Below are 22,979 nucleotides of genomic sequence, written 5' to 3' on the forward strand. Positions count from 1 at the left end.
CCGCGTTCAGGCCGCGATGTCCGCCCCGCGCTCGGCCAGCAGGCCGCGCAGCAGCGAGCGGTGGCAGCGTGACTCGTCCTCGCAGTAGCAGCCGACCGCGAGCGCGGCGGTGTGCGAGAGCGCAGCGAGCAGGTCGAGGCTGCGGCTCGCGTCGGCCTCGGCCATCTCGGCCTTGTACTTGCGCATGAAGGCATTCCATTGCGCTGGCGTCTCGGCGTCCTGCCCCAGCTTCATCGTCTCGGCCGACGGCGCGAGGTTGGGGTACCACACGTCGTACCAGTTCTGCGAGGCGAACTCGGTCTTCGGCACGCCGCGCGGCGGGCGGCGCACGGTGCCGATGCGCAGGCCCTCGTCGGGTGCGCGCGGGGTGCCGAGGCGGACGATGCGGATGCTCATGACGGGGATCTCCTTGGGCTGTTGTTGTGGTGTGTTCGACTGTCAGGTGCCGACGATACCGCCGTCGCGCCGGCGGATCGCCAGCGTGGCCGAGCGCGGGCGCGCGCTGCCGGGCTGCGAGCCGTCGGGCCAGGCGCTGTTGTGCTTCGCGTCGCCGTCGTCGCGCGACTCGCCTGGGTGCTGGATGTTGACGAACAGCGTGCGCCGGTCGGGCGTGACCACGCAGCCCGTGATCTCGCAGCCGTTGGGCCCCGTGAGGAAGCGCTGGATGCGGCCCGTGGCCGGGTCGGCGCACAGCATCTGGTTGTTGCCGAGCGCGGCATAGGGCGGCTTGCCCATGGACTGCCCGCTCATGTCGGTCTGGATCCACAGCAGCCCGCCGCTGTCGAAGTGCAGGCCGTCTGGGCAGCCGAATGCGTCGGCGCTGTCGCTGGGGTAGCGCGTGCCGGCGCCGGGCTGCGTGGGGTCGCCTGCGAGCGCGTAGTGGTCCCAGGCGAAGGCGGTGCTGGCCGCGTCGCCGCCGTCCTCGCGCCAGCGCAGGATGCCGCCGAAGAAGTTGGGCGCGCGCGGGTTGGCGGCATCGGCGCCGGGCTTGCCGAGGTCGCCGCGCTGCGTGTTGTTGGTGAGCGTGACGTACACCTCGCCGCTGTGCGGATGCACGGCGATCCATTCGGGGCGGTCCATCTTCGTGCCGCCGACGATGTCACCCGCCAGCCGCGCGTGGATCAGCACTTCGGCTTGGTTGGCGAAGCCGCTGGCGGCGTCGATGCCGTGGCGGCCGTGCACGAGCTCCACCCAGCGCCCGCGCCCATCGGCGTCGAAGCGCGCGACGTGCAGCGTGCCTTCGTCGAGCAAGTGCCGGTTGGCGGCGCGCGCGGCGGCATCGGTGCCGGGGCGCACGGGGTCGCGGCTCACGAACTTGTAGATGTATTCGAAGCGCGCGTCGTCGCCCATGTAGACCACCACGCGGCCGTCCCTGGCCACGGTGCAGGTCGCGCTTTCCTGGCGCTTGCGCCCGAGCGCGGTGCGCTTGACGGGCACCGATTCGGGGTCGAAGGGATCGATCTCGACCACCCAGCCGAAGCGGTGCGGCTCGTTCGGATGGCGGCTCAGGTCGAAGCGTTCGTCGAAGCGCCAGTACTCCACCCACTGCGCGCCCGGCACCGTGCCGTAGCGGCGCTGCGCGGGTGTCGCGTTCCTGGCTGCCTCCTTCGGGCCGCCGAAGTAGCCATGAAAGTTCTCCTCGCAGGTCAGGTAGGTGCCCCAGGGCGTGACGCCCATCGCGCAGTTGGCGAAGGTGCCGAAGACGCCGGTGCCCGCCGGGTCGGCGGCGGTGCGCATCAGCGGCGTGCCCGAGGCGGGGCCGGCGATGCGCATCGGCGTGCGGCCATGCACGCGGCGCGCGTAGGGCGAGGGCAGCACCTGGCGCCAGCCCTCGGGTGTGCGACGGACCTCGATCACCGACACGCCCATCGCATGCAGCGACTTGCGAACCTTGTCGGCGTTCCAGGCCTTCACTCCGTCGGTGTGCAGCAGCTGCTCGTCGGTGTATTCGTGGTTCATCACGAGCAGGCCGCGTTCGCCGCGCGCATCGAGCGCGAAGAAGTGCATGCCGTCGTGGTGCATGCCGGCCTGCAGGGCCTGCTCGTCGGCGCTGTTGCCGGCGTCGGGCGCGAAGGCCGGCATGCGGCCCGCAAGGCCCGTGGGCGCGCCCCAGGGGTAGAGCATCTGCCACTCGTACTCCGGCGGCACCACCACCGCATCGCGTTGCGAAATGGGCACGCTGGTGAAGAAGCCCGAGGGGCTCGTCGCGCTTGTGGAAGGCGGCAGCTGCGAGTGCACGCAGCCCTGGCCGAACAGCGCGACGACGGCGGCGGTGGCGCCCGATTGCAGGAGAAAGTGACGGCGGTCCAGGGGCATGGCGAGGCGGCGGAGGTGTTGGGTCGGCGACAGTGCGCATCATCGCCCAGCGGCCCGGTCGCGCGATACTGAGCCGATACCCGGACACCGACAGGAGACATGCAATGAGCGACCGTATCGAATGGACCCGCCACGCCGACGGCGTGGTGGAACTGCAGCTGGCGCGCGCCGACAAGATGAACGCGCTCGACCCCGCGATGTTCGACGCGCTGGTCCAGGCGGGCGAAGCGCTGCGCGACGACAAGAGCGTGCGCGCCGTGGTCATCGCGGGCCGCGGCAAGGCCTTCTGCGCGGGGCTCGACATGGCGTCGTTCGAACGCATGGGGCAGGGCGCCGCCAGCGACGTGCTGGGCGCCGCGGCCGGCGGCACCGACCTCGTCGCGCGCACCCACGGCCTCTCGAATGCCGCGCAGCAGGTGGCGATGGTGTGGCGCGAAGTGCCGGTGCCGGTCATCGCGGCCGTGCACGGCGTGGCTTTCGGCGGCGGGCTGCAGGTGGCGCTGGGCGCCGACATCCGGCTCGTGGCCGCCGACACGAAGCTGTCGGTGATGGAGATCAAATGGGGCCTCGTGCCCGACATGGCCGGCATGGTGCTGATGCGCGAACTGGCGCGCACCGACGTCGTGCGCGAACTCACTTTCACCGGCCGCATCTTCTCGGGCGAAGAGGCCGTGCGCCTGGGCCTGGCCACGCGCGTGGCCGTCGACCCGCTGGCCGAGGCGCTGCAGATGGCGCACGAGATCGCCGCCAAGAGCCCCGACGCCATTCGCGCCGGCAAGCGGCTGCTGAACGCGTCGCTCGCGCACAGCGCCGCCGAGTTGCTGATCGCCGAGTCGGTCGAGCAGCAGGCGCTGATCGGCAGCCCCAACCAGGTCGAGGCCGTGAAGGCCAACATCGAGCGGCGGGCGCCGCAGTTCAGCGCGCCGGCCTGAGTTTCTTCTTCTCGTTTTTTCCTGCGTTCCTCGCGGTGCGGACACCGCGAGGCGCAGCTGTTGGCGCGCCCGTTTCCGCCGGTCGAAGCGGTGGTCGCAACATTTCGTATGCCAAAAATCGTACACAAAGCGCGCCATCCGTGTCTTTGTGTAAGAATTAAGTAGTTGTTTTCCCGAGTAATTCGGCGGAATTGACCGCACTTTGTGTGCAGAAGGTCACGTCTTGCCGTATGCCCTCGGTCGGGAAAATGACTATCGGAGTCACACTCGAAAACAATTAATCAACTTTTGCTTTGGCTAGCGACGGCGTTCCGCATGTCGACGAATACGTTTTTTTGCAATCTCAGCGTGCCCATCCTCGTGGGCGAGGACCGCTACAAGTACGTCCCGATCGTGGGGGTGTTTCGCAGCATCCCCATCGAGCAGGTCGACGAGTGGGTGATGCACCCCGACGGCCGTCCGCGCAGCGATCGCGAACTCGCTGCCGAAGTGCTGGTCGAAATCCGCAAGCCGCTCGGCACCAGCGGCCACACGGCGCCGAACGCCTTCGACGTCGCCGACATCCTGCAGCTCGATCGCGCGGCCGCCATCGTGGTGTCGACCTTTCTCGCGGCGCTGCCGCGGGTCTGAACGCCGCCTCGCGGCGTCTTCCTTTTTCTTCGCGTCTCAGCTCGCGATGGCGCCGACCGCCCAGTAGAAGGTCGGCCGCGCACCGTTGAGCAGGTGGTCGCCCACCACGCGCCCCTTGTAGATCGTCGGGTTGTGCGACGCCAGGGTGCGCGCATTGCGCCAGTGCCGGTCGAGCCGCCGGTCTTCCTGCAGCGCCGAGGCGCCGCCGATGTCGAACAGCCGCGTGCCCGCCTGCAGCACCGCATCGACGATGCCGGCCTGCGCCTTGGCGGTGTTCAGCTCCACCTCGAACAGCAACTGCTCGGGCACGGCCTCGCCGCGCTGCAGATGGCGGTCGACCTCGCCCAGGCCGCGCGCCACCGCCTGCACGGTCGACGCGGCCACGAAGGCCGTGCTGGCGAGCTGGCCGATCACCTGCTGCACCAGCGGGTCTTCGCGCGGCGTGGCGCCGCTGCCGTGGCTGTAGACGCGCTTGCGCGGCTGCACGAAGGCCACGGCATCGCGCACGATGGCGCGTGCGATGCCCGCCAGCGTTGCCAGGTGCGTGAGCTGGAAATGCGCGGTGAGCGGCGTGGGCTGGTCACGCACGTACAGCAGCACGTGCTCGGGCTTCACGCGCACCTGGCGAAAGCGCGTCGTGCCCGAGGCACTCAGGCGCTGGCCGAAGCCGCGCCAGTCGTCGACACGCTCGACGCCCGCCGCTTCCGCCGGCACGAGCGCGATCACGCGGTCGCTGCTGCCGTCGTCGTTCAGGCGCTGGGCCGCGACCGAGATCCAGTCGGCGTAGAGCGTGCCGGTGCTGTAGAACTTGTCGCCGTCCAGGCGCCACGTGTCGGCGCTCTGCGCGTCGCGCGTGAGCGTGGTCTGCAGCGCGCCGAGCGCGCCTTCGCCGAGCTCGGTGGTGGCGTTGCCGAAGATCACGCCGTCGGCCGCCAGGCGCATCCAGGGGCCGTGCAGCGCGGGGTCAATCTCGGCGAACAGGCGTTCGATGAAGCCGAAGTGCGCGCGAAGGATCTGCGGCAGGTTGGAGTCGGCCTCTCCGAGTTCGATCAGCAGGTCGTACAGCTGCTCGACCGATGCGCCCAGGCCGCCGTGCGCGAGCGGCACGCGCAGTGCGCCGAAGCGGGCGGCCTTGAGCCAGGCCACCGGCGCGTAGGCCAGTTCGCGGTCGTTCTCGCGCTGCGCCGCGTGCTCGGCGATGCGCGCGAAGACGGGGCGGAAACGCTCGGCGAGTTGCTGGGAAGAGGGGGCGAGCGTGGAAGGGCGGGCGGGGGCCGTGGGCGCGGCAGGGCGCGTCGGCGTGTCGTGGGTGGATGCCATGGAGAGCCGGGCGGCCCCGAGGGCGCGCCGGAAAAAGAGCGATACAGGCGTGGGACTGTGCCCGCGCCATGCCGTCGCTGGGAAATACGCTTTTCGTGTTTTCTTATGCGCGACGGGCGAGCGGCGCCATCGCGTCAGAACTCGCCCTTCAGCCCCACGCGCACGCCCACCGATCCGCTCGAACCGCTGACCCCGGCGGAGAGCGCCAGCGGCATGTCCGTCGCAAGGCGGTGCACGACGCTGGCACCCATCGCGGAGTGGCCCTTGTAGTTCGCCAGCTGCGCGGCCCAGCTGGTCTTGCCCGGTGCGGACGGCATCGGCGCATCGCCCATCGCCATCGCCGCGGCCACGCCCTTGGCCGCGAAGCTGCGCGCCTCGGACACCGCGGCCGCCGTCAGCTGCTGGGCCTGCTGCAGGTTGACCGCGTCGGTGGGCAGCACGCCGGGCGCCACGTTGGCGATGCTGCGCGTCTGGCCGGTGGCGGCATTGCCCACCGACACCGAGTTGTCGCGCGTGGCCACCGAGCCCTGGCCGAGGGCGACCGAGTTCGATCCCGCGGCCAGCGTGTTGGCGCCCAGTGCCACCGCGTTGTTGCCGGTGGCGACGGCGTCGTTGCCGACGGCGGTCGTCGGATCGGCCAGCGCCTTCGCGCCCGCACCGATCGCCACCGAGCCCGCGTAGCGCGCCTGCGCCCCGTTGCCCATCGCCGTGGTGTTGTCGCCGTTAGCAGTGGCGTTGGTGCCCAGCGCCGTGGCGCCCGTGCCCGTGGCCTGTGTGCCGGTGCCGCAGGTCACGTTGCCGCCGCTGAAGCTGCACAGGCCATTGGACAGCGCCTGGTTCATGACGCCCTGCAAGGCGGCGATCTGCTGCATCGTGAAGGTGTTGGCCGTGGTCAGCGCGCCTTGCTGCACCTGCTGCAGCTGGCCGACGTTGGCGGCGTCGGTGGCGGCGACGCCCGCGCGCACGTTGCTCAGCGTGGTGCCGGCGCCGCCGTTGGCGTTCAGCGCGACCTGGGCACCGCCCGCGCCGTATTGCACGGAGTTGTTCGCCACGCCCAGTGCGGTGTTGGCGGTGCCTTGCGCGGCGACGGCGGTGGCCTTGGCATCCGTGGCGCTGGCTTGCGCACCTTGCGCCGCGCCGAGGGCCGTGTTGGCGGTGCCCTGGGCCGTGGCTGCGGCCGTGGCCGCGGTGTTGGCCGTGCTCTGGGCGGTCGCCGCCGCGGCCTGCGCGGTTTGCGCGGCGCCCAGGGCGGTGTTGGCGGTGCCTTGCGCCGCGCCCGCGGCGTCCCTGGCGAGGACGGCCGTGCCATTGGCCGCGGAGGCCGCGGCCTGTGCGGTGTCCGCGGCCTGCCGCACGGTGTACAGCTGGCCGCCGTTGACGGCATCGGTGCTGGTGGCGTTCACCGCGCCGGCGCTCACGTTGACCAGGCCGCGCGTCTGTCCCGCGCTGCCGAAAGACACGGTGTTGGCCGATGTGGCGACCGAGTTCGCGCCGATGGCCACGCCGCCGTTCGCACCGTTCGCGACCCGGCTGCCCGAGCCGATCGCCACGCCGCCCGCGGCCAGTGCTGCGGCGCCCGAGGCTGTGTCGCTCGCGCCGCCGATGGCCGTGCTGCCGTTGCCGGAGGCCTGGGCGCCCTGTTGGGTGCCCAAAGCGCTGCCGATGGCGACCGCGGCGTTGCCCGATGCCTGTGCGCCGCTGCCGCCCGATGGGGGGAAAAAGCCGCAGCAACCGCTAGCGCCGGTGCCTCCCGCGCCGAGCGCGATGGCCCCGCTGGTCGATGCCTGTGCGCCACGTCCTCCGGCGCCGCCCGTGCCTCCTGCGCTGCCCTCTCCACCGGTGCCTCCGCCTCCGATGGCCGTCGTGCCGCTTGCGGTGGCGCTGGCGCCGGCCCCTCCCGTGCCGCCGGTCCCGCCGGACGTTCCCACGCCACCATCGCCGCCCGCACCCAGCGCTGTCGCACCGTCGCCGGAGGCCGAGGCGGCACCTCCGCCGACACCGCCGAATCCACCCGACTGCACCGCGCCCACATTGCCCACGTTGCCGTGGACCAGGCCGGCCGCATGGGCACTGCCGGCAACCAGCAAGGCCACGGCAGTCAGGTGCTGAAGTGCGCGGACGCGCGATGGTTGTCCATGGACACCGTGGATGTGGACGTGGATCGGCATGGACTCTTCCCCTGTGAAAGCAAACAAGACAAACGCGTCGAAGTGTGTCTTTTTGCCCTCGAGGGAGCCATCACCGAAAACTGGTACGAGCCCTCGCCAGGGTGCTAGATCGCCTTGACTTCGAAGTACGCCTCGTCGGTATCGCCCAGGTCGCGAAAGCCCGCCGTGCGCGCGGCGTCGTAGGCCTTGACCCAGCGCGCGGCCAGCGCGAGTTCGCCCTTGGTGAGGTCGGTGTCGCTCGACTCGCTGGCGTTCTGGAACGCGCGCATCGCCGGCAGCACGTCGGCGCCCAGCTGCTTTTCGAGTTCGCGCCGGAAGCGTTGCTCCGCGACCCTGACTGCGTCGGCCGACGAGTGGGGGTAGTCGATCAGCTTGGCGGAAAAGGCGTCACGCGGCTCGTCCTCGGTGTCTTCGAGCGCGGCCGCAACGGCAGAGGGCTCGTGGAAGTTGAAGAGGGGCGAGGGCGGCGTTGCCGGCCGGGGGAAGAAGAGTTCAGCTTGGGTCATGGTTCTCCCACGCGTTGGACTGGGATGCGTTCTTCGGCATGTGGATTCCTTGAGGATACTGTTTAAATGTACAGTATTGAATCCAGAATTCAAATGACAGATGGCGCGCATCTGGCGCGTGGAGCCCTCTGCTTTAATGGCGCCTTGCCGGGGAGGTCCCAGGCTTGTGTCACAGAGGAAGGCGACGTGCAGATGGATTGGATGACCGTCCTGGGGACCGTCGGAGTGATCGTCCTCCAAGGGCTGTCGTTCTGGTTCCTCTACTGGCTCTGGAAGAAGCTCCGTACGCCCAAGGCGCCCCGGGCGGGGGCTGCGCCCCTTGCGATCAAGGGTGGGGTAGTGCCCGTCGTGGCCACCTTCACCGGCCTGCGCGGACTGCCGTGGGTGGCGCTGGCGACCAACAGCCTGAACCCTGTCTTGCGCATCGAAAGCGAGCAGCTGGTGTACCGCGTGCTGCGCCAGCGCGAGCGGCCCTTTGCGGACATCCGCCAGGTCGATGTGCGCGAGGCCTATGGCACCTTCAACCTGATCTTCGAGTTCCACGACGCGCGCCGGACTTTCGTGGCCAATGTGGGCACGGCGGCGCGCGGGGCGCAGGCGCTGTCGCTGCTGCCCGAGAGCGTGCCGCTCTCCGCCCGTGCGCGGGAGGCGTTGCGGCCAGCGGGCGCCTAGGCCGGGGCGTGACGGGTTCGTGCGGGGCATCGGCGCGGCTGGCGTCGATGACCTGTGCACTGCGAGGCATCGCTACTACCATCGCGTCCATGCGCCTCACCTTCCTCGCCAGCCTTCTCCTGATCGCCAGCGGCATGGCCCATGCCCAGCAGGTCTATCGATGCGGCAACCAGTACAGCGGTGAGCCGTGTAGCGGCAGCGGCGGCCGCGTGGTCGACGTGTCGCCGCCGGTGCGCAACCTCGAGGCGGCCGGTGCGTCCCAGGTGTTTCTCTGCGTGAGCAACAGTGGCGGGCGTTTCTGGTCGCCGAATCACTGCCGCGAGCGGGGCGCATTGGTCGAGCGCATCGAGCCGGTCCCGGCCGGGCTGCCATGGGAGCAGCAGGTGGAGATGGCCGACCGGCAGACCCGACAGGGCTACGCGGTTCAGCAACAGGCCGCGCAGCAACGCGGTGCGACGTCACCGGGCGTGACGGGTGCCAGTGGCGACACGTCGCGCTGTGCGCACTTCAACGAGCGGGTGGCGTACTACGACCGTTTGGCGCGGCAGCCGCAGAGTGGCGCGACCCAATCCTGGATCGCCGAGCAGCGCAAGGAGGCCCGGGATCAGCAGTTCAGGGCAAGGTGCTGAGGCCCGCGAAAAACGCATTCGCGTGATGCCGTGAGGCCTTCGCTCGCAGGGCCTCAACGGCCGGGCCCGAAATGATTCTGCGCAACGCACCGACGCCCGCCGGATTGCACGGCATTGCAGGCGTTCTCGGCGGCAGCGTACTGCTGTTGGCGCGTCTGGCGTTCCGCGGCGATCTGGGCGGGTGTCACGCCGGGCTCGGTAGGGCAGTTGGCGGCGATCATGTCCAGCACTGTTTTCGTCATGAACATCACCGTTTCCTGGCTGGCGGTGATCGAGGCATTGGGTGCGACCTTCGTCGCGATGACCGACTGCTTCATGGCTTCGCAGGTCTGGCTGGAAAGGCGCGTCCCGGCAGGGCGGCTGGCCGCGTTGGCCGTGCCCGCTGGCGACGAACCTCCACCCGCGGTCGTGCTGCCACCCGACTCGCCCGTCATCTGCCTCGCCGTCGTGGCTGCCAGCGGATGCTCGGGGAAGCGGCTCATCAACGTGCGCTGCACTTCGCGCGCGCGGGCGCGGTCGCCCTGGGCGTTCAACTCGTCGGCGCGGGCGAAGAGCTGGCCTGGGTTCATCGTCTGCAGGCTGGTTCGGAATTGCTGTTCGGCCTGGGCCGCCTGCTCGCGTTTGCGCTGCTGTTCGGCTTCGGCCGCGAGCCGGTTCTTTTCTGCTTCGGCGCGTGCGGCGGCCTCGCGGTCGCGCGGCAGGTTGACATCGATCCGGTTGCCCTCGGTGTCGATACGCGCGCCTACCGACAGCACGCCCTTGTCGTAGCGCCCTTCCTCGGATAGCGACCCGTCGGCACGGTACTCGCGGCCCTGGGCGGGCTTGCCGTCCACGCGCAGGCCTTCGAAGCGGGAGCCGTCGGCGCGCGTGAAAGTGCCCTGCACGGCGCCTGTGTCGGTCCAGCGGCCGACCAGGGTGGCGCCGTTCTTGAAGCCATACGCGCCCGCGCCGACACGCTTGCCGTTCACGTACTCGCCCACGAACCGGTCGCCGGTGGGGTGCAGGACGTCGAATGCCCCCTGCCTCTCGCCTTGCCGGTATTGGCCGCGCTGGATCTCGCCGCTGGAGAAGATCGTCGTGCCGGCGCCTTCTTCCTGCCCGTCCCGGGTCTGGCCGTAATAGACCCAGGTGGTGCCGTTCTTGCCATTGCCGCTCAGGGTATCGCCGGTGCCCGCATCGCGCACGCGGTTGCCGATGTCCTGTGCACGAGGCTGGACGTCGGGCCGGGCGCCCAGCGCACGCTCGTTGCTGCGCTCCTCGCTGTTCAGCTCTGCCGTGAAGATTGCATCAGGTGTGACTTCCTTGCGATAGCCGAACAGCAGCGTGCGCGTGCCTTCGCCAATGGCCGCCTGCAGCCGCTCCAGGTAGCTCTTGGCGCGTGCGCAGGTCTTCTGCACGTTCAGCACGAAGCGGCAGCCGACATGCGCGGCGCAGAGATCGGCCTGGGTGACTGTGGCCTCGTCCTTGAGCTCGGCGCAGTTGGCGATCTCGGGATTGACTTGAGCCCGAGCGTCCGCAGGAACAGCCAATACACAGGCCGAGAGGACGAGCACCGACAGGAAGTGGGTGGGGATCTGGATCGCGTGCAAGGGGCCATGCCGACCTCGGCGGTTGGAGGTGGCGTTAGGTTCTTGCGCGGTGGTCTTTATCGTCATGGCGTCATCCCCTCGATGTGAGACCAGTCGAATCTAGTCGCTCGATTTGCAAGCGAAATACCTCTTTTGTGGGAGTCCACGGAAACCAGTGGGCTGGGACTGCGCTGGCCAAGAAAAAGCCCGCACGACGGCGGGCAAGGGTGGTCCTGAGGAGAGAAAAATTGGGCCACTGAACTCAGCCTGGTGGCCGATCTTCTCGATCAGCGCACCGAGGCATATTGGCTATTGCATGTTCCCCCGGTTGTATTGGTCAAGCCCACGCTGAAAAGCCGTTTTCCCGTTGTACGCCTGGTCATTCTCCCGAAAATATTGGGCAGCAGTCTGAAAGTCCTTGGCGCATTGCTTGTAATGGTTGGCCGCCATCGGTCGGCGATTTTTCTCAGCCTCATGAGCGGCAGTTTCACATTTTCTTTTGTTGTCCATGGATGTTGTCCAATTGCTGGCGAGTGCATGAGAGGAGGCGAATGCCAGCAAGATAGCGAGAGAAAATCGAATCATATGAACTCCTATACAACCCCGTTTTGGTCAATGATGAATTGCAAGCGTTATTTCGCCTCAGGGTTCCCGCCGGATACGATTTGAGCGCTCCCTGGCTTCTTGAACGGATCCCGCTCCCCGGGTGTTGAATCGAACAAGGCACGTGGCGTGTGCGTCTTGGGCGCGCTTGAGCCTGGTGGCTGCGCAGTACTCTCTGTCGTCCTGTGTTCGCTCGCGCTGGCATTGCGCGCGCGTTGTCATGACGGCGCTGTCGAAGTCCCCGCATGCGCGCTGCGCTTCATTGGCGCTCGCAAGGGCGGCGTAAAGAAAAAGGCCGAATGCCAATAGCGGGCTCTTGTAATTCATCGACGTCTCCTCGTGGTGGAAGACCCGAATCTATCCATGCCATTTTGCAAACCAAATACCGCATTTGTGGGAGTCAACGGATACCGGTGGCACGGCAGCGATCACCTTTCGGAGGATGACTGGGCAGTCTTGGGAGAGATCGGAGGGGGGTGTACCGCGAGGGAGTGAGCAGGCGACGGGTGGGTTGAACCTACCGCCGCATCCGTGGGCAGCAAGCGCGTCGACTTGACGATAGCTCGCGCATGCGTGCTCTGTGCGTCGTCCTTCCGGCGGAGCAACGGCGCAAAAGTTGGAGAAACCCGTTGCGGTTGGAGACGCAAATGGCCCCCGGAGGGGATTGAAGGTCGAGCTACAGGCCGCGCCAGTATTCAAATCTGTTTGTTGGCTTGTGAATTGTTCCCCCGTCTGTTCCCCCGCATTGGATGTACTTGCTTTCGATGCGATCTCAGGGCGAGTAGGTGCGCTGCGAGAAGGCATCGAGGCCGAATGTGATCTGGCCGGGGGGAACCCCATTGCCGGTGGTGCCTATGCTGCAGCTCCTTGTTCGCGCAGCCAGGTCGTCACGTCGCCGGCGCGCCAGCGCGTGCATCGCGCACCGTTCTTGATCGGCTGCGGAAAGTTGGCTGTGGCCATCTTTCTGCGGATCGTCGACTCGCCGAGGCCGGTGAGGTGCTCGACGACGTCGATGCGCAAGAGTGCGTCGGGTATGAGAGCGGCCTGCAAGGTCTGGGCCGGTGGTCGACGGTGCTTTTTCGCCGGCACCGAGGATGCAAATTCATTGGGTTCATTCAGCTCGGTGGCGGTTTGGATCTTCGCCCACAACTCGGACGGCACGTTCACAGTGACCCACTTTCCGGCGCCAGCGCGTCGGTGATTTGGGTCGCGGTGATTGCACTGCAGAAGTTCGCGTAGAAGGGCTGTCATGCGGGCACCTCGATTTCTTCAAAGCGCGCCGCGGAGGATTCGCGCAGCGCGTTGATGCAGTGGATCAAGTGGGCGTTGTCGCCGCGGAAGGTGTCGTTCATTTCGGGTCGTCCCATTTGATGCAGCTCGTGCTCGAGCAGCGCCCGCTCATGCGGCCGTCGATTGCGCTGGCGGTGTAGTTGAAGAGGCCGCCGCAGCGCACGCACTGCATAGAGGCCTTCACGGTCTCAGCAGGGCGCAGCGTTGCGGGGTTGTAGTGGCGGCTGAAGATTTCGGCCTTGGCGCGTGCCACCGCGCTGGAGAAGGCGCCGAAGCCAGGCGTGGTCATACTGCGGCTTTCGACATGAGGAGACAGCGATGGCTGAGCCGGAAAAGCAGTTCGAGTACAAGGGACACCAGGTGTCGATTCACGTCACGGAGCGGAAGGACCGTTGGAGCTGGTCGTTCACCATTGACGGCTTCGAGTACGTCGAGATGCAGGACCGACCGATTCCGTCTGAGGGCATGGCGATCCTGGAGGCCGCGGGCGAGGCGAGGTGGCGTATTGACCAGATGAAGTAAGGCGCAAATCATGGCCGGGCCCTCTTGAACTCGACCACCCACACCCAGGGGTTCGCGTCCCAGCTGGCGGCGCCGTTGATCAGCTCCCAAAGCTCCCGGTACCACCCGATGACGTCTTCACCAATGCCGTTCGGGCTCTTCCGGACCGCTTGATAGAAGCCTTCGTCCACCGCATCCGATTCGCTGATGTCGTTCAGGCGCTCGACGCGCACGTCGGTGATTTCGAGATCGATACGGCTGGCCCACCGGGGCATATGGATGCCGGGTCGCAGCTTGCCGGCCCGTGGCGATGTGGTCGGATAGGTCAGCATGCCGACGTTCTTCCAGTTGCGCTGGTCGCCGTCTGCTTCGAATTTCAACGGCGCCCACGGCTTCGAATAGCCTGCATCGAGGCAGCGCTCCGCTACACGGCTCGGGCTATCAGCGTCGAAGGTGTCGGTGAAGCGGTATGCCTCGCGCACCCACAGCCGGTCGCCGGGCTGCCCGTAGGGGCAGTGAGCGAGTATGGCCTCACAGTCATACGCGCGGTGCAGCAGGTGAGCGCGGCTGAAGCCCTGTGAATCGCGTGGGCCGAGGAATGCTTCGCCAAATACGGAGGCGTGGGTCTTCACGATCCGCCGCGTTTGCGTCTTCGTTCCGTCGAGCAGCGCGCGCACCATGGGCGCCGAGAAGAGGATCGGACGCTCCTTCGCCGCCGGTCTGGGCGGGAAGGGCTTCGTGCTCACGAACTCAGGCGGCGCCATTGCGGGCCTCCCGAACGTCGAAGACCATGTCGTAGGAGCCCATCGCCGGCGGCATGCGCGACTCGAGGTCGATGGTGACAGCCAGGCCGCGCGCCCGGGCCGCGTCGACGAGCTGCTGGGCGGCCATCTGCAAGGCCTGGATTTCCTTGGCGCGCACGCGCTCGGGGGAGGTGTCGAGGAGGTTCACAATGCGCTCCCAGGATGGAGTGAGAGATGAAAGAAAAGCTGGTGACCATGGGCACGTTGGTGTGCCTTGTCGTGCTGTCGAGCCTTCTGGTGACCTACGCCTTGGTGATCTTTCCGGGGGGGCCATCGATCCGGTGGTTCTTGGTCACCTCCGCGGTCGTCCTCGGAAGATTGGATGCTCCAGCTTGGGTGCAGGCAGTCGGCTCTGTTATCGCGATCCTGGTTGCGGTCGCGGTTCCAATGCATCAGCGGCGCGCAGAACGAGATGATGCAAGGCGGGCCGCTGCTGCGGTCACGATGGTCGTCGGAGCGGAGATCAGTTCCACCGTCGATATGGCCCTTGCATGCGCGCGTGCAATGTTGTCGGACTTCAAAACACCGACCCATCCGAGCACTGTTGCTCGGGCGAAGTTCTTCTCGGATCTTTTTGAGAAGACTCCGCTGCCTACCGAAGCGCAACTCTTGCAGGTTGCCCCAGCTATGCCCGAGGTAGCGGCCGAAGTAGCCTATGGAGTTGCTTCGTTTCGAAGAGTGCGTCGTTCCCTCGACCTCTTGCTGACGAGAGCCGAGGTGGCAGAGCCGCGACCTGGAGTGCTTGACGGACACTACGCTGGGATGCGGTTGAACCTGTTGCTCTCGATGCGTGCTCTGCGAGCCGCACAAAGACGATTGAACGCATTCCCGAGACTTAAGTAGATGCCCAAACCTACCCGCAGCGCCAAGCAGCTGCAGCAGATGCTGCTCGTGCGCAGCGAGGCACTGCCGGGCCTTCGAGGCCAGCAGACGGATGTGCACCGCGGCGGCGTGATGTGGATGGACCCGGGCCACGAGGGCGGCCCGAACTGGACCGTGCCGGTGCTGACCGACCGGGGCACCTACCGTGCCGATACCGCGCGGATCATTCGGCAGCTGCATGGGCAGTTCGACCTCGAGGATTGAGGGTCGATGGACATCGATCCCAGAGAAAGGCTCGTTGACGTCTACAGCGAGATGCGCGCCTCTGATCCCGATGAGTACCAATATCTGTCCACCAATTACCCCGACGAACTGAGGGTCTGGCACCTGGTCTGCAGAAAGGGGAAGTTTCGAAATTTGATTCTTGAGGCACTTCAGCTGAGACAAGCGATGGGCTTGGACTGACATCACGCGCCCTCCGAAAACAGGATGAGATGCTGCGCGCGCGCATCGCGACCCCCGGCCACGCGGCACTTCTTCGCTCAGCTGAGCAGTCCCGAGCGCCAGCAGATATCCGGAGTTGCGCGCGTACCAGAAAGTTGATCGCCGGTTCATACTGCCGCCTTCAAAAGGTGATCGAGGCAGGAGATGAATAAGAACTATTGGTGGGTGAACCACAACAAGTCTTTCGAGGCTGAGTCGTCCGGCAACTTCATTTGGAGTCCGAAGACCTCGAGTGATGGCAAGCGGAACGAGAGCTATCTCAATTTGGCAAGAACGAGGCCGGGCGACGTCGTGTTCTCGTACGCGCGTCGTCGAGTTCAAGCCGTGGGTGTAGTGACACGTGCCTGCACCGATCGGACCAGTCCACACATTGACAACAGGGACGGTCAAAACTGGGCTGCCCAAGGCTTCTTCGTAGAGGTTGAATGGGTGCCTCTGACGAATCCATTCAATCAGCGTGACCACATGGAGTTGCTTCTCCCTTTGTTGCCGGTCGAACACTCGCCGCTCCAGGGGAGCGGGAAAAGCAATCAGAATTCGTATTTGGCTGCGGTCAGTGAAGCGTTTGCGGATGCCTTGCTGGGATTGATCGACCACGCCAACGTTGGGGTCAGTGAGGAGGTTGCGGATCGCCTCGATGAAATCGATGCCGAGGAAGAGACCATCGACCCTTCGATAGACGTTGATCCCGTTGGCGGGACCATGAGACGTCAGGTCGGTCTCGCGCGCCGCGGTCAGGGTCTTTTTCGAGCTCGAGTTATGGCCATCGAGAAGCTTTGTCGCGTGACGGGAGTAGGCGGAACCGCCTTGGTTGTCGCGAGTCACATCAAACCGTGGAAGCTTTCTAGCGATCGCGAGCGCTTGGATGGCTACAACGGGCTCTTGCTTGCTCCACACGTTGATCGGCTCTTCGATCGGGGATTCATTACCTTCAAAGACGATGGGCAAATGCTGACCGGCGGAGAAGCGGTCGTGACGACGATGAGGCGTTGGGGTATCGACCCGGCTCAGAAGTTGGCGCCGCTGCACGCGCGGCACGCCGAGTACATGGCGTTTCACCGTGAAAAGGTCTTTGGCCTGAAGCGATTGCCAGGTTGAAGCGGAGTTCATTGGCAAGCTGCAGTGGTTTGTTTCTGCTGCATCGGCGACGAGCAATTGACCTCGCGCACCGTCTCGACGGCGATGCCGAGGGCCTGGGCCGCGGCGCGCGCAGCAGCCTCGCGGTCAGCGTTGAGGGTCAGGGCGCGCGCGAACGCGGCCTTCACCTTCGCGATGGGGATGACGGTGAAGTCCATGGTTCAGGCGGATTCGGTGGCAGCGAACTTCTTGAACGGCAGCGGCTTGATGTGCTTGCCGAAGTACGTGCCGATCGATTCAGCTGCGAGGAAGTCGGCGTGCACCTTGGCGTCAACGCCGGGGTACTGGTAGACGGTGCCGGGCCCGCGGTTGAAGGTCACGGCGAGGGTCTTGCTGCCGGCGTCGTAGCCGATGGAGGCCACCTGCTGAGACTTCACGGGCTTCATCACGATCACGATGAGTTCGGCTTCGTCGTTGCGGGCGGCGGGTGCGGAAGTGGTCACGGGCATGGTTGCTCCTGGTGGTGGTCGGTCAGGCAGCCAAGCGCAGCGCGTGCGCGGCCTTGGCTTCGGTGGCGCGGTGCGCGATGGCGTCGCAGATCAGGGGAAACTGGTGCTCGTGGTACAGCGTGGCGGCGCGTTCGGTGCCGGCCGGTTCAACGTCGAGGGCACGCAGCTGCGCGGCGGTGACGGTCCAGCCCAGGCGCTCGGCGATCTCGCCGATGCGCAGCGTGGGGGCGGTGCCGACGACTGGTTCGTTTGCTGCGGTCGCGTCGGCCTCGAATTGCTGGATCGACGCGGCAGCCGGTGTTGGCGAAGGCGCGCGCGGTGCGCGGCCACCCGAAAGGCGGGCCACGGCGGCAGGCGCGCGCTCGGTCGGCGGCTCTTCGCGCTGCTCCTGGGCCTGCTCCTGCGGGGTGGGAGCCGCTTCGGCAGCAGGCGCCGGTGCCGGAACTGGCGCTTGCTGGCGCCTCAGCTCCTCGAGCTGGGCCTGCAGCCGTTCGTTCTCGACGCGCAGCGCTTCCGCCACAGCGCGCTCACGCGCGTCGGCGATCATCTTTTCCAGCGCGCGGATGGTCACGTCCTTCTGCGCCGCGGCGCGCACAGCGAAGTCTTCGAAGGCAGCGGCGCTCACGTCGATCTCGCGCACGTAGGTCAGGCCAGCTTCGATTCGTTCGATGGGCAGGCCCTCGGCCTTTGCCGCGTAGCCTTCGATCAGGGCGATGGCGTCGAGGTGCCGCTGCGCGCGCTCGGCTTCTTTTCGGTCGCGCTCGGCCTTCTCGGCGGCGAGCATGTTTTCATGCACCGTGATCTGCTCGTCGACGGCGGTTTCGACGGGCTTCACGATCTCGATCAATCGCGCGGCCTCCCCATCGACCACCTTCTTGCAGTCGTTGAGCTGCTCCTTGGTCCTGTCGCGCAGGCGTTGCAGCGCGAAGCGGCCCGATTCACGCAGCTCGAGGCGTGCGTCCTTGGCGGCCTTGAAACCCTTCGGCGTGCTCATGTCGAAGGCGACATCGCGGTACCGCTCCGCGAGAGTCTTGACCTCGGTTTCTAGTGGGGAGAAGAGCGCGAGCGCGGCCTGCGCGATGGTCTGCGGCTGGGCGGCAACTGCGTTCGGGGTGACGGTGGAAAGTTCGGACATAGGGCCTCTCAGAAGGGGTTGTCGATGACTGCATTGCCGGCGCGCGCAAGCGGTGCGGGATCTGCGAAAAGGGCGGGTAGGGGGGCGGGCGTGGCCTCAGCGGTGCCGGTGCTGGTGTCGGCAGCCGAGAGCGATGCCGCTGCGACCTTGTCGGCGCCGGACATCTTTTTCGGCGTACACAGGATCTCGAGATAGCTCTCGACGAGCCGGCTGAAGTCGATCAGGTCCGCTTCGAGGGCCTCGATGGCGTCCTCGTTGCGGTAGATGCGCTTCACGAACAGGTCTTTGCCGACGGGCTCCAGCCAGGGGCAGTACACGACCAGGTCGCACCACTTGCGGCCGGTGATCCACAGGCCGCCGTTGATCTGGTCGAGGTACTCGAGGTGCGCCGTCTCAGGGCTAGCCCAGACCTGGCCCAGCTTGTCGCAGGCCAGCGGGCACTTGATCTCGACCATGCCGTCGTCGTCGATCAGGCCGTCCGAGGAGTACCCGAAACGCTCGTCGTCGGTCAGGATCAGGCTGACCTCTTCGACCAGCGCGCCGGTGCGCGCCTCGTAGACCATGCGGGCCCTGGGCTCGAGGTCGCGGCCACGGCGCATCGCGTAGGTGACGAACGTGTCGTCGAGCGGCTCGCGGCTGATCGTCTCGAACGCGACCAGCCAGGCGTACTTGACCGCGGCCGCGCCGGGCTCCGTGGTCGGCTCGCCGTTGAGGGCCTTGGTGAGGGCGCCCGCCGACGGCTTCATCTTGTAGCCCGCTTTGGCGCGCGCGTCCGGTTCGTTCATGCCCAGCTGCAGCGCCTCGACGTAGAGGCGCTGCTGGTCGGTGAGCCCGCCCACGCGCTCTCTCGCATCGGAGAAGCGCGATGCCGTGGGCACGCCGCAACGTGCGCGCAACCAGTCTTCGCTCCCCTGGGGATAGTTCAGCAGGATCACGGACGAACTCCTGCCTTCAGCCGTTGGCGGTGGGCGATCACCGCATCCTTGAACTCGGTGTAGAGGTCGCGGCGCTGTGTCGCCGCCAGCGCGCTCGCCCCTTCCGCCCACAGCGCTGCGGCTGCCTTGTCGGTCTTCGTTTCGCGGAGGCGATGGAACAGCGAATCGGTGAGTCGGTCGGCGTCAGTCGCCTGCCTCACGTCGCCGGGGTCGGCACCGGCGCCGTTGCCATCGTCGTCGTTCTCGCCGATGGCAACGTTGAAGATCAGCTTCAGCAAGTAGCGCTGGGAGTAGGTCATCGCCGAGCCATGGGCGTGGGTCTTCGTCATGACGTCGCCACCCTTGGCGCCCTTGCCGTCGGCCGGCATGTCGCACTTGTAGGTGCGCACGTGCCCGGCAGCGTGCGACACGTAGCAGAGCACGCGGATGTGGTTCTCCTTCGGGCTGTCGTCGGTGTCGAAGCTGAGCGCGAAGCCGTTCTTCGTGTAGATAGGGCGCAGGGCGCGGTTGAGCTGCGCGTAGCTGGCGTAGGTGCTGCGCGTCTGCGGATTTACCGCGTCGGCCGAGATAGGGCCCATCGCAGCCTGGGCCTTCGTCATCGCCGCGTTGAACTTCTGCTCGTTGGCGCGCGCATGCATGCGCTCGTGCATGCTCAGCAGCCGCTCCATCTTGTCGACGTCGACGTTCGGGTCGTTGGCAGCGGCCGTGATGGCGTGCATCACCGTCGCAATCTCGTTGCGCGGCGGCAGGATCACGGGCGCCTTGGCCACGAGCACCTCGGCGTCCACGTGAGCGAGTGCGGCGCTCACTTCGCAATGCCCCACAGAGAGAACCAGGAATCGCGCGGGCCTTCGCCGTACATGCCGAGCAGCACGGCGGCCAGGATCAGCAGCAGGACCAGCGCACCGACAACCAGGTTGTCGCGGCCGGTGGAAGGGAACCAGAGGCCGCCGATGGCCTCGTCGTTGGCGGCCGGCGGGAAGCTGGTCGGCGTGGTGGCGGCGCTGGCCTGCGGGCGCGGCGGGTGGACAAGGCGAACGCTCACGATGCGATCCTTTCGAAGATGAGAAGGGCGATGACGAAGAGGCCGGCGAGGGCGCCGGCGCACGCGACCAACTTCTCGGACGGGTGCATGGGCTTGTCGGCATCCATCGGAACCAGAACACCGAAATCGGCGGCGGGCCCGAAGGCCTCGCGCAAGGTCCGCGGAGTAGGGCTGCCGCGGTCCGCCGAGCCGTCTACGAAGCCTGCGAATTCGCTCGGGGCGCTGAGGGAGGGATGGCGCAGCGCATTCACGACGTGCTTCCCTTCGCTTGGCGGCCGGGTGTGCCAACTCGGGCGATACTTACGACAGGAGAAGAAGGAGCAAGTGGATGGCAGGCGGTGAAAAGTCGAGCTGGGTGCGAGAGATCGTCGTTTCGCTCACGACAGCAGGGTTGATCGGACTGTTCAGTCTGATTCCAGGCGGATGGACTTGGTTGTTCGCGCTTCCAGGTGCGATTTGGGCGCACCTGATCCGAACCAGCGCCATGCCAAATTGGTCGCTTTATCTGCTTGGCGTAGCCGCGCTCTTCACGCTCGGTTCTTTGATTTCGTCCCTCTTGCAGTCCCGTGAGCCGGAGTGGAAGGCGTATGTCAAGGACGAATTCCTCAGCGTGCCCTGGCGTTGGAGCTACATCGGAAATCAAATTCACGCGCCTTGGGCGTTCTGCCCAGCATGTGACACAACCTTGATCTATCAAGAGCGAGGTGGAGGCTTTTCCCCGACGCCCGAAACCATCCATCTGCGGTGCGAGCGATGCAATGTCGAGCGCCTTCGGCATGAGGGCAACAAGAAGTACTTGACCAGTCTGATATCGCGCCAGATTGATCGCAATATTCGAACGGACGAGTGGCGCAAGCCTGTGCCTTGATCTAACTGAAAGCGAGGCGCGCGTAATCCTCTCGCCGCGACCTTGGCGCGGAGCCAGCCTTGTGGCCCATAGGCCGATCAGTTCCTGTGCGCGCTCGTGAGGATTGCGACGCTGGCGGACGAGCCCCCCTCGCTTGACGAAGATATTGGCCGACGGTGTGCGGTGCGCGGCGCTCATGCTGCACACCATCCAAAGTGGGTCGACATGGCGCGCACGCGGCGCGCATCGGCGTAGCGCCGGCGAAGGGCTGCGATCTGGCGCTGCAGCTCCAGCCCGTGGGCAATCAGCGTCGCCATCATGCGAGCCTCGCCGAACGGTTGTGCGACAGCTCGAGGTTCAGCGCGGCCGAGGCCTGCATGCGCTCAAGCGCGCCGGTGTCCTTGGCGCCCGCATAGCCACGATCAAAGGCGAGCAGCTGTTCTTCGCTGAGCTCGGGGCAGGGGGCCGGCAGCGCCGCCAGCTTGGTGTGGGCCGTGTGCCCGGGGTTTTTGTGCATCTGTGCTCCTCGCGGCGTCGGTGCCGGCGGAAGCGAGTATCAGCGCCGCTGATTTGCATGTCAATCAGCGGCACTGATTTTTTTGTTCATCTTTTTTGTAACAGTGCCGCTGATATTGGAGCGACCGCTCAATAGCGCACAAAAAAAAGCCCGCACTCGGCGGGTTGCGGGCTATGCCCCCGGAGAGGGGCGGGGAGCGAGTTAGCCTAGAGCTTCGTGCCCATCCATACCGCCTTGCCGACCAACGTTTGGCCGGCCTCAAACGGGAAGTCGGGATACCGACGCTTGTTGTCGCTGTCGGATCGTGCGATCCAGCGGTCTCCCTCGTGCACCACGCGCTTGACTGTCGGCCCATCTTCTTTCACGAAGACGAAGATTTTTCTGTGCTCAGGCGACCTGATCTTCTTGTTGATGAGGATGACGGCGCCGTCCGCAACGGTGTCCCCCATGCTCTCGCCGCGCACGTTGACAATCACTCCCTCGTGCGGGGTGTAGATGCCGCACTCACGCAGGAAGTCTTTCCTGAAGGTAAGGCCGCCGATGACATCTTCGGAACTGGTGACGCGCCCATCGCCAGCACCGACCATCACGTCGAGGCGGGGGATCAGCAAGCTCTCATCGTCGTTGACCAGGCCGGCCGCATCTGCCGCACGATGTGCCTCGGCGGCCAGTCGCTCACTGAAGTCTCGAATCTTGCAGTTCAGTCCGTTCGCAAAGCCGACGGCCGCTTTCAGACTAAGCGCGGAGGCCCCGCCCAGAAAGTTGGCGACAGCGCTCTGACCGCCGATGCCGAACTCCTTGCCGAACTCGCCCTGACTGGCAGGTTTGACTCGGTCCCAGATTGACTTCAAGGCGCGGGCCTCAGCTCGGTGCATGTCAGTGACTTGCGCCTTCCGGGGGTCTTTTTCCTTGTCTTCGCTCATCGCGGCAGGATCAGCGACGCTGTTACTTAAAAATCAGCGCCGCTGATTGACATGAAAATCAGCGGCGCTGATACTCGGGGCTTATGAACCCCATCAAAGCAATTCGCGAATGGTTCGGCGTCACTCAGGCCGAGCTGGCCGTCGGCATAGGGTGCTCGCAGAGCAACGTGTCCGCCTACGAAAAGGGGCAGACGGTGCCGCCTGCCAGCGCACGAGCGTTGATCGCATTCGCGGCCAGTCGCGGCCGTTTGATCACCTTCGACCACATCTACGGCGAAGCTGAGTTGCCCGAGGTGCCGAAGGCCGAGCCCGCGGAGCAGGGGGCCTGACGCATGACCGAGTTCGAAGCCATCGGCGCGGCTGCGCTCTTCATCGTGATCGTCGGCGTGGTGCTCTGGTGCACAGGCGTCCTCGAGGTGTCGTTCCTTGCTGGAACAGACGAGAAGCTGGTTGAGCCCCTCAGTTCGAAGCACAGCGTCCCGGCGCACTCGCATGCACGGCTCATTTCAGTCACCAGCCTGTCGAAAGGCGAAACCGTCGTAGACATCGGCGACGACACGTTGCGCCTATGCGAAAGAGAGCGCAGGGCACTCCACAGCGCACTCAGTCGTTCGGGCGAGCACTCCCCGAGTCGTATTCGTCGAGGTTGCGAATGATGTTGCCCAACACCTTGTGCAGATGTCTCGCGGTGGGTTCCGACATCCGAATCTCGCTCCATTCCTGGCGC

34 protein-coding genes are annotated in these 22,979 nt (G+C 66.2%); 13 read left to right on the top strand and 21 right to left on the bottom strand.

Translation table 11 applies throughout. The features are described 5' to 3' along the window. Positions 1-6: 6 nt before the first annotated feature. Complete coding sequence (locus tag AC57B8_RS03710) at positions 7-396, bottom strand: DUF488 domain-containing protein (RefSeq protein WP_496478677.1); 390 nt, start codon at positions 394-396, stop codon at positions 7-9. Between the two features lie 42 nt (positions 397-438). Then, a complete protein-coding gene (locus AC57B8_RS03715) occupies positions 439-2,316 on the bottom strand; it encodes a PhoX family protein (protein ID WP_496478678.1) in 1,878 nt (625 codons plus the stop codon). A gap of 104 nt (positions 2,317-2,420) precedes the next feature. Here AC57B8_RS03715 and AC57B8_RS03720 point away from each other — a divergent pair, with 104 nt between their 5' ends. Both AC57B8_RS03720 and AC57B8_RS03725 read left to right on the top strand, forming a co-directional pair. Continuing rightward, complete coding sequence (locus tag AC57B8_RS03720; RefSeq protein WP_496478679.1) at positions 2,421-3,248, top strand: crotonase/enoyl-CoA hydratase family protein; 828 nt, start codon at positions 2,421-2,423, stop codon at positions 3,246-3,248. A gap of 315 nt (positions 3,249-3,563) precedes the next feature. Next, the gene (locus AC57B8_RS03725) at positions 3,564-3,878 is read left to right on the top strand and encodes a hypothetical protein (protein WP_070060970.1); all 315 of its coding nucleotides are present in this window, start codon (positions 3,564-3,566) and stop codon (positions 3,876-3,878) included. 36 nt (positions 3,879-3,914) lie between these two features. Here AC57B8_RS03725 and AC57B8_RS03730 read toward each other — a convergent pair whose 3' ends face one another. The 3 genes from AC57B8_RS03730 to AC57B8_RS03740 form a co-directional block, all read right to left on the bottom strand. Further along, a complete protein-coding gene (locus AC57B8_RS03730) occupies positions 3,915-5,198 on the bottom strand; it encodes an acyl-CoA dehydrogenase family protein (protein WP_496478680.1) in 1,284 nt (427 codons plus the stop codon). A gap of 134 nt (positions 5,199-5,332) precedes the next feature. Further along, positions 5,333-7,291 carry a YadA family autotransporter adhesin gene (locus AC57B8_RS03735; protein ID WP_496478681.1) on the bottom strand — a complete coding sequence of 653 codons (1,959 nt, stop codon included), beginning with the start codon at positions 7,289-7,291 and terminating at the stop codon, positions 5,333-5,335. 179 nt (positions 7,292-7,470) lie between these two features. Next, on the bottom strand, positions 7,471-7,872 hold the full coding sequence (locus tag AC57B8_RS03740) for a hypothetical protein (RefSeq protein WP_447744826.1): 402 nt from the start codon (positions 7,870-7,872) through the stop codon (positions 7,471-7,473). 225 nt (positions 7,873-8,097) lie between these two features. Here AC57B8_RS03740 and AC57B8_RS03745 point away from each other — a divergent pair, with 225 nt between their 5' ends. Continuing rightward, positions 8,098-8,544, top strand: a complete 447-nt coding sequence (locus AC57B8_RS03745) for a hypothetical protein (protein WP_496478682.1) — start codon at positions 8,098-8,100, stop codon at positions 8,542-8,544. A gap of 89 nt (positions 8,545-8,633) precedes the next feature. Further along, on the top strand, positions 8,634-9,173 hold the full coding sequence (locus tag AC57B8_RS03750) for a hypothetical protein (RefSeq protein WP_496478683.1): 540 nt from the start codon (positions 8,634-8,636) through the stop codon (positions 9,171-9,173). A 53-nt stretch (positions 9,174-9,226) separates the two neighbouring features. Here the strand turns inward: AC57B8_RS03750 and AC57B8_RS03755 are convergent, their stop codons facing one another. Further along, positions 9,227-10,828: an MORN repeat-containing protein gene (locus tag AC57B8_RS03755; RefSeq protein WP_496478684.1), complete on the bottom strand. Its 1,602-nt coding sequence runs from the start codon at positions 10,826-10,828 to the stop codon at positions 9,227-9,229. Positions 10,829-11,011: 183 nt separating this feature from the next. On the opposite strand from AC57B8_RS03755, the gene AC57B8_RS03760 reads away from it, so the two are divergent. Continuing rightward, the gene (locus AC57B8_RS03760) at positions 11,012-11,410 is read left to right on the top strand and encodes a hypothetical protein (RefSeq protein ID WP_496478685.1); all 399 of its coding nucleotides are present in this window, start codon (positions 11,012-11,014) and stop codon (positions 11,408-11,410) included. Here AC57B8_RS03760 and AC57B8_RS03765 read toward each other — a convergent pair. From AC57B8_RS03765 to AC57B8_RS03775, 3 genes are all read right to left on the bottom strand, one after another. Next, complete coding sequence (locus AC57B8_RS03765) at positions 11,384-11,671, bottom strand: hypothetical protein (RefSeq protein WP_496478686.1); 288 nt, start codon at positions 11,669-11,671, stop codon at positions 11,384-11,386. The genes AC57B8_RS03760 and AC57B8_RS03765 overlap by 27 nt on opposite strands. Before the next feature lie 525 nt (positions 11,672-12,196). Next, positions 12,197-12,595 (bottom strand): helix-turn-helix transcriptional regulator, encoded by a 399-nt coding sequence (locus AC57B8_RS03770; RefSeq protein ID WP_496478687.1) that lies wholly within the window; start codon positions 12,593-12,595, stop codon positions 12,197-12,199. A 97-nt stretch (positions 12,596-12,692) separates the two neighbouring features. Beyond that, the gene (locus AC57B8_RS03775; RefSeq protein WP_496478688.1) at positions 12,693-12,923 is read right to left on the bottom strand and encodes a hypothetical protein; all 231 of its coding nucleotides are present in this window, start codon (positions 12,921-12,923) and stop codon (positions 12,693-12,695) included. Positions 12,924-12,952: 29 nt separating this feature from the next. Between AC57B8_RS03775 and AC57B8_RS03780 the strand changes: the two genes are divergently transcribed. Continuing rightward, positions 12,953-13,156 carry a hypothetical protein gene (locus tag AC57B8_RS03780; protein ID WP_496478689.1) on the top strand — a complete coding sequence of 68 codons (204 nt, stop codon included), beginning with the start codon at positions 12,953-12,955 and terminating at the stop codon, positions 13,154-13,156. Between the two features lie 8 nt (positions 13,157-13,164). Here AC57B8_RS03780 and AC57B8_RS03785 read toward each other — a convergent pair whose 3' ends face one another. Together AC57B8_RS03785 and AC57B8_RS03790 are read right to left on the bottom strand one after the other, a co-directional pair. After that, positions 13,165-13,899: a hypothetical protein gene (locus AC57B8_RS03785; RefSeq protein WP_496478690.1), complete on the bottom strand. Its 735-nt coding sequence runs from the start codon at positions 13,897-13,899 to the stop codon at positions 13,165-13,167. Continuing rightward, positions 13,886-14,086 (bottom strand): hypothetical protein, encoded by a 201-nt coding sequence (locus AC57B8_RS03790; protein WP_496478691.1) that lies wholly within the window; start codon positions 14,084-14,086, stop codon positions 13,886-13,888. The genes AC57B8_RS03785 and AC57B8_RS03790 overlap by 14 nt, the downstream gene beginning before the upstream one ends. A gap of 26 nt (positions 14,087-14,112) precedes the next feature. On the opposite strand from AC57B8_RS03790, the gene AC57B8_RS03795 reads away from it, so the two are divergent. From AC57B8_RS03795 to AC57B8_RS03810, 4 genes are all read left to right on the top strand, one after another. Next, positions 14,113-14,781, top strand: a complete 669-nt coding sequence (locus AC57B8_RS03795) for a hypothetical protein (protein WP_496478692.1) — start codon at positions 14,113-14,115, stop codon at positions 14,779-14,781. Further along, a complete protein-coding gene (locus tag AC57B8_RS03800; protein ID WP_496478693.1) occupies positions 14,782-15,024 on the top strand; it encodes a hypothetical protein in 243 nt (80 codons plus the stop codon). Positions 15,025-15,030: 6 nt separating this feature from the next. Beyond that, on the top strand, positions 15,031-15,225 hold the full coding sequence (locus AC57B8_RS03805) for a hypothetical protein (RefSeq protein ID WP_496478694.1): 195 nt from the start codon (positions 15,031-15,033) through the stop codon (positions 15,223-15,225). 183 nt (positions 15,226-15,408) lie between these two features. Then, the gene (locus tag AC57B8_RS03810; protein ID WP_496478695.1) at positions 15,409-16,362 is read left to right on the top strand and encodes an HNH endonuclease; all 954 of its coding nucleotides are present in this window, start codon (positions 15,409-15,411) and stop codon (positions 16,360-16,362) included. A gap of 8 nt (positions 16,363-16,370) precedes the next feature. Here AC57B8_RS03810 and AC57B8_RS03815 read toward each other — a convergent pair whose 3' ends face one another. The 7 genes from AC57B8_RS03815 to AC57B8_RS03845 are packed head-to-tail and all read right to left on the bottom strand — an operon-like array spanning position 16,371 to position 20,216. After that, on the bottom strand, positions 16,371-16,559 hold the full coding sequence (locus tag AC57B8_RS03815; protein WP_496478696.1) for a hypothetical protein: 189 nt from the start codon (positions 16,557-16,559) through the stop codon (positions 16,371-16,373). 3 nt (positions 16,560-16,562) lie between these two features. After that, positions 16,563-16,850 carry a KTSC domain-containing protein gene (locus tag AC57B8_RS03820; protein ID WP_496478697.1) on the bottom strand — a complete coding sequence of 96 codons (288 nt, stop codon included), beginning with the start codon at positions 16,848-16,850 and terminating at the stop codon, positions 16,563-16,565. A 22-nt stretch (positions 16,851-16,872) separates the two neighbouring features. Next, positions 16,873-17,985, bottom strand: coding sequence for a hypothetical protein (locus AC57B8_RS03825; RefSeq protein WP_496478698.1), 1,113 nt, complete (start codon positions 17,983-17,985; stop codon positions 16,873-16,875). Positions 17,986-17,993: 8 nt separating this feature from the next. Further along, on the bottom strand, positions 17,994-18,920 hold the full coding sequence (locus AC57B8_RS03830; protein WP_496478699.1) for a lambda exonuclease family protein: 927 nt from the start codon (positions 18,918-18,920) through the stop codon (positions 17,994-17,996). Continuing rightward, complete coding sequence (locus AC57B8_RS03835; RefSeq protein ID WP_496478700.1) at positions 18,917-19,729, bottom strand: ERF family protein; 813 nt, start codon at positions 19,727-19,729, stop codon at positions 18,917-18,919. The genes AC57B8_RS03830 and AC57B8_RS03835 overlap by 4 nt, the downstream gene beginning before the upstream one ends. Next, positions 19,726-19,965 (bottom strand): hypothetical protein, encoded by a 240-nt coding sequence (locus AC57B8_RS03840; RefSeq protein ID WP_496478701.1) that lies wholly within the window; start codon positions 19,963-19,965, stop codon positions 19,726-19,728. The genes AC57B8_RS03835 and AC57B8_RS03840 overlap by 4 nt, the downstream gene beginning before the upstream one ends. After that, a complete protein-coding gene (locus tag AC57B8_RS03845; protein ID WP_496478702.1) occupies positions 19,962-20,216 on the bottom strand; it encodes a hypothetical protein in 255 nt (84 codons plus the stop codon). The genes AC57B8_RS03840 and AC57B8_RS03845 overlap by 4 nt, the downstream gene beginning before the upstream one ends. 77 nt (positions 20,217-20,293) lie before the next feature. Here AC57B8_RS03845 and AC57B8_RS03850 point away from each other — a divergent pair, with 77 nt between their 5' ends. Beyond that, complete coding sequence (locus tag AC57B8_RS03850; protein WP_496478703.1) at positions 20,294-20,833, top strand: hypothetical protein; 540 nt, start codon at positions 20,294-20,296, stop codon at positions 20,831-20,833. Positions 20,834-21,006: 173 nt separating this feature from the next. Here the strand turns inward: AC57B8_RS03850 and AC57B8_RS03855 are convergent, their stop codons facing one another. The 3 genes from AC57B8_RS03855 to AC57B8_RS03865 all read right to left on the bottom strand — a co-directional run bounded on the left by AC57B8_RS03855 (position 21,007) and on the right by AC57B8_RS03865 (position 22,252). Continuing rightward, positions 21,007-21,129 carry a hypothetical protein gene (locus AC57B8_RS03855; protein ID WP_496478704.1) on the bottom strand — a complete coding sequence of 41 codons (123 nt, stop codon included), beginning with the start codon at positions 21,127-21,129 and terminating at the stop codon, positions 21,007-21,009. Next, a complete protein-coding gene (locus AC57B8_RS03860; protein WP_496478705.1) occupies positions 21,129-21,329 on the bottom strand; it encodes a hypothetical protein in 201 nt (66 codons plus the stop codon). The genes AC57B8_RS03855 and AC57B8_RS03860 overlap by 1 nt, the downstream gene beginning before the upstream one ends. A gap of 206 nt (positions 21,330-21,535) precedes the next feature. Then, a complete protein-coding gene (locus tag AC57B8_RS03865) occupies positions 21,536-22,252 on the bottom strand; it encodes a S24 family peptidase (protein WP_496478706.1) in 717 nt (238 codons plus the stop codon). Positions 22,253-22,335: 83 nt separating this feature from the next. Here AC57B8_RS03865 and AC57B8_RS03870 point away from each other — a divergent pair, with 83 nt between their 5' ends. Beyond that, positions 22,336-22,581: a helix-turn-helix domain-containing protein gene (locus tag AC57B8_RS03870; RefSeq protein ID WP_496478707.1), complete on the top strand. Its 246-nt coding sequence runs from the start codon at positions 22,336-22,338 to the stop codon at positions 22,579-22,581. A 3-nt stretch (positions 22,582-22,584) separates the two neighbouring features. Continuing rightward, entirely contained in the window at positions 22,585-22,908 is a 324-nt protein-coding gene (locus AC57B8_RS03875) for a hypothetical protein (RefSeq protein WP_496478708.1), read from the top strand. Positions 22,909-22,979 lie beyond the last annotated feature (71 nt).

The organism is Variovorax sp. BGA-UO-ETr-C22, from assembly GCF_059567965.1.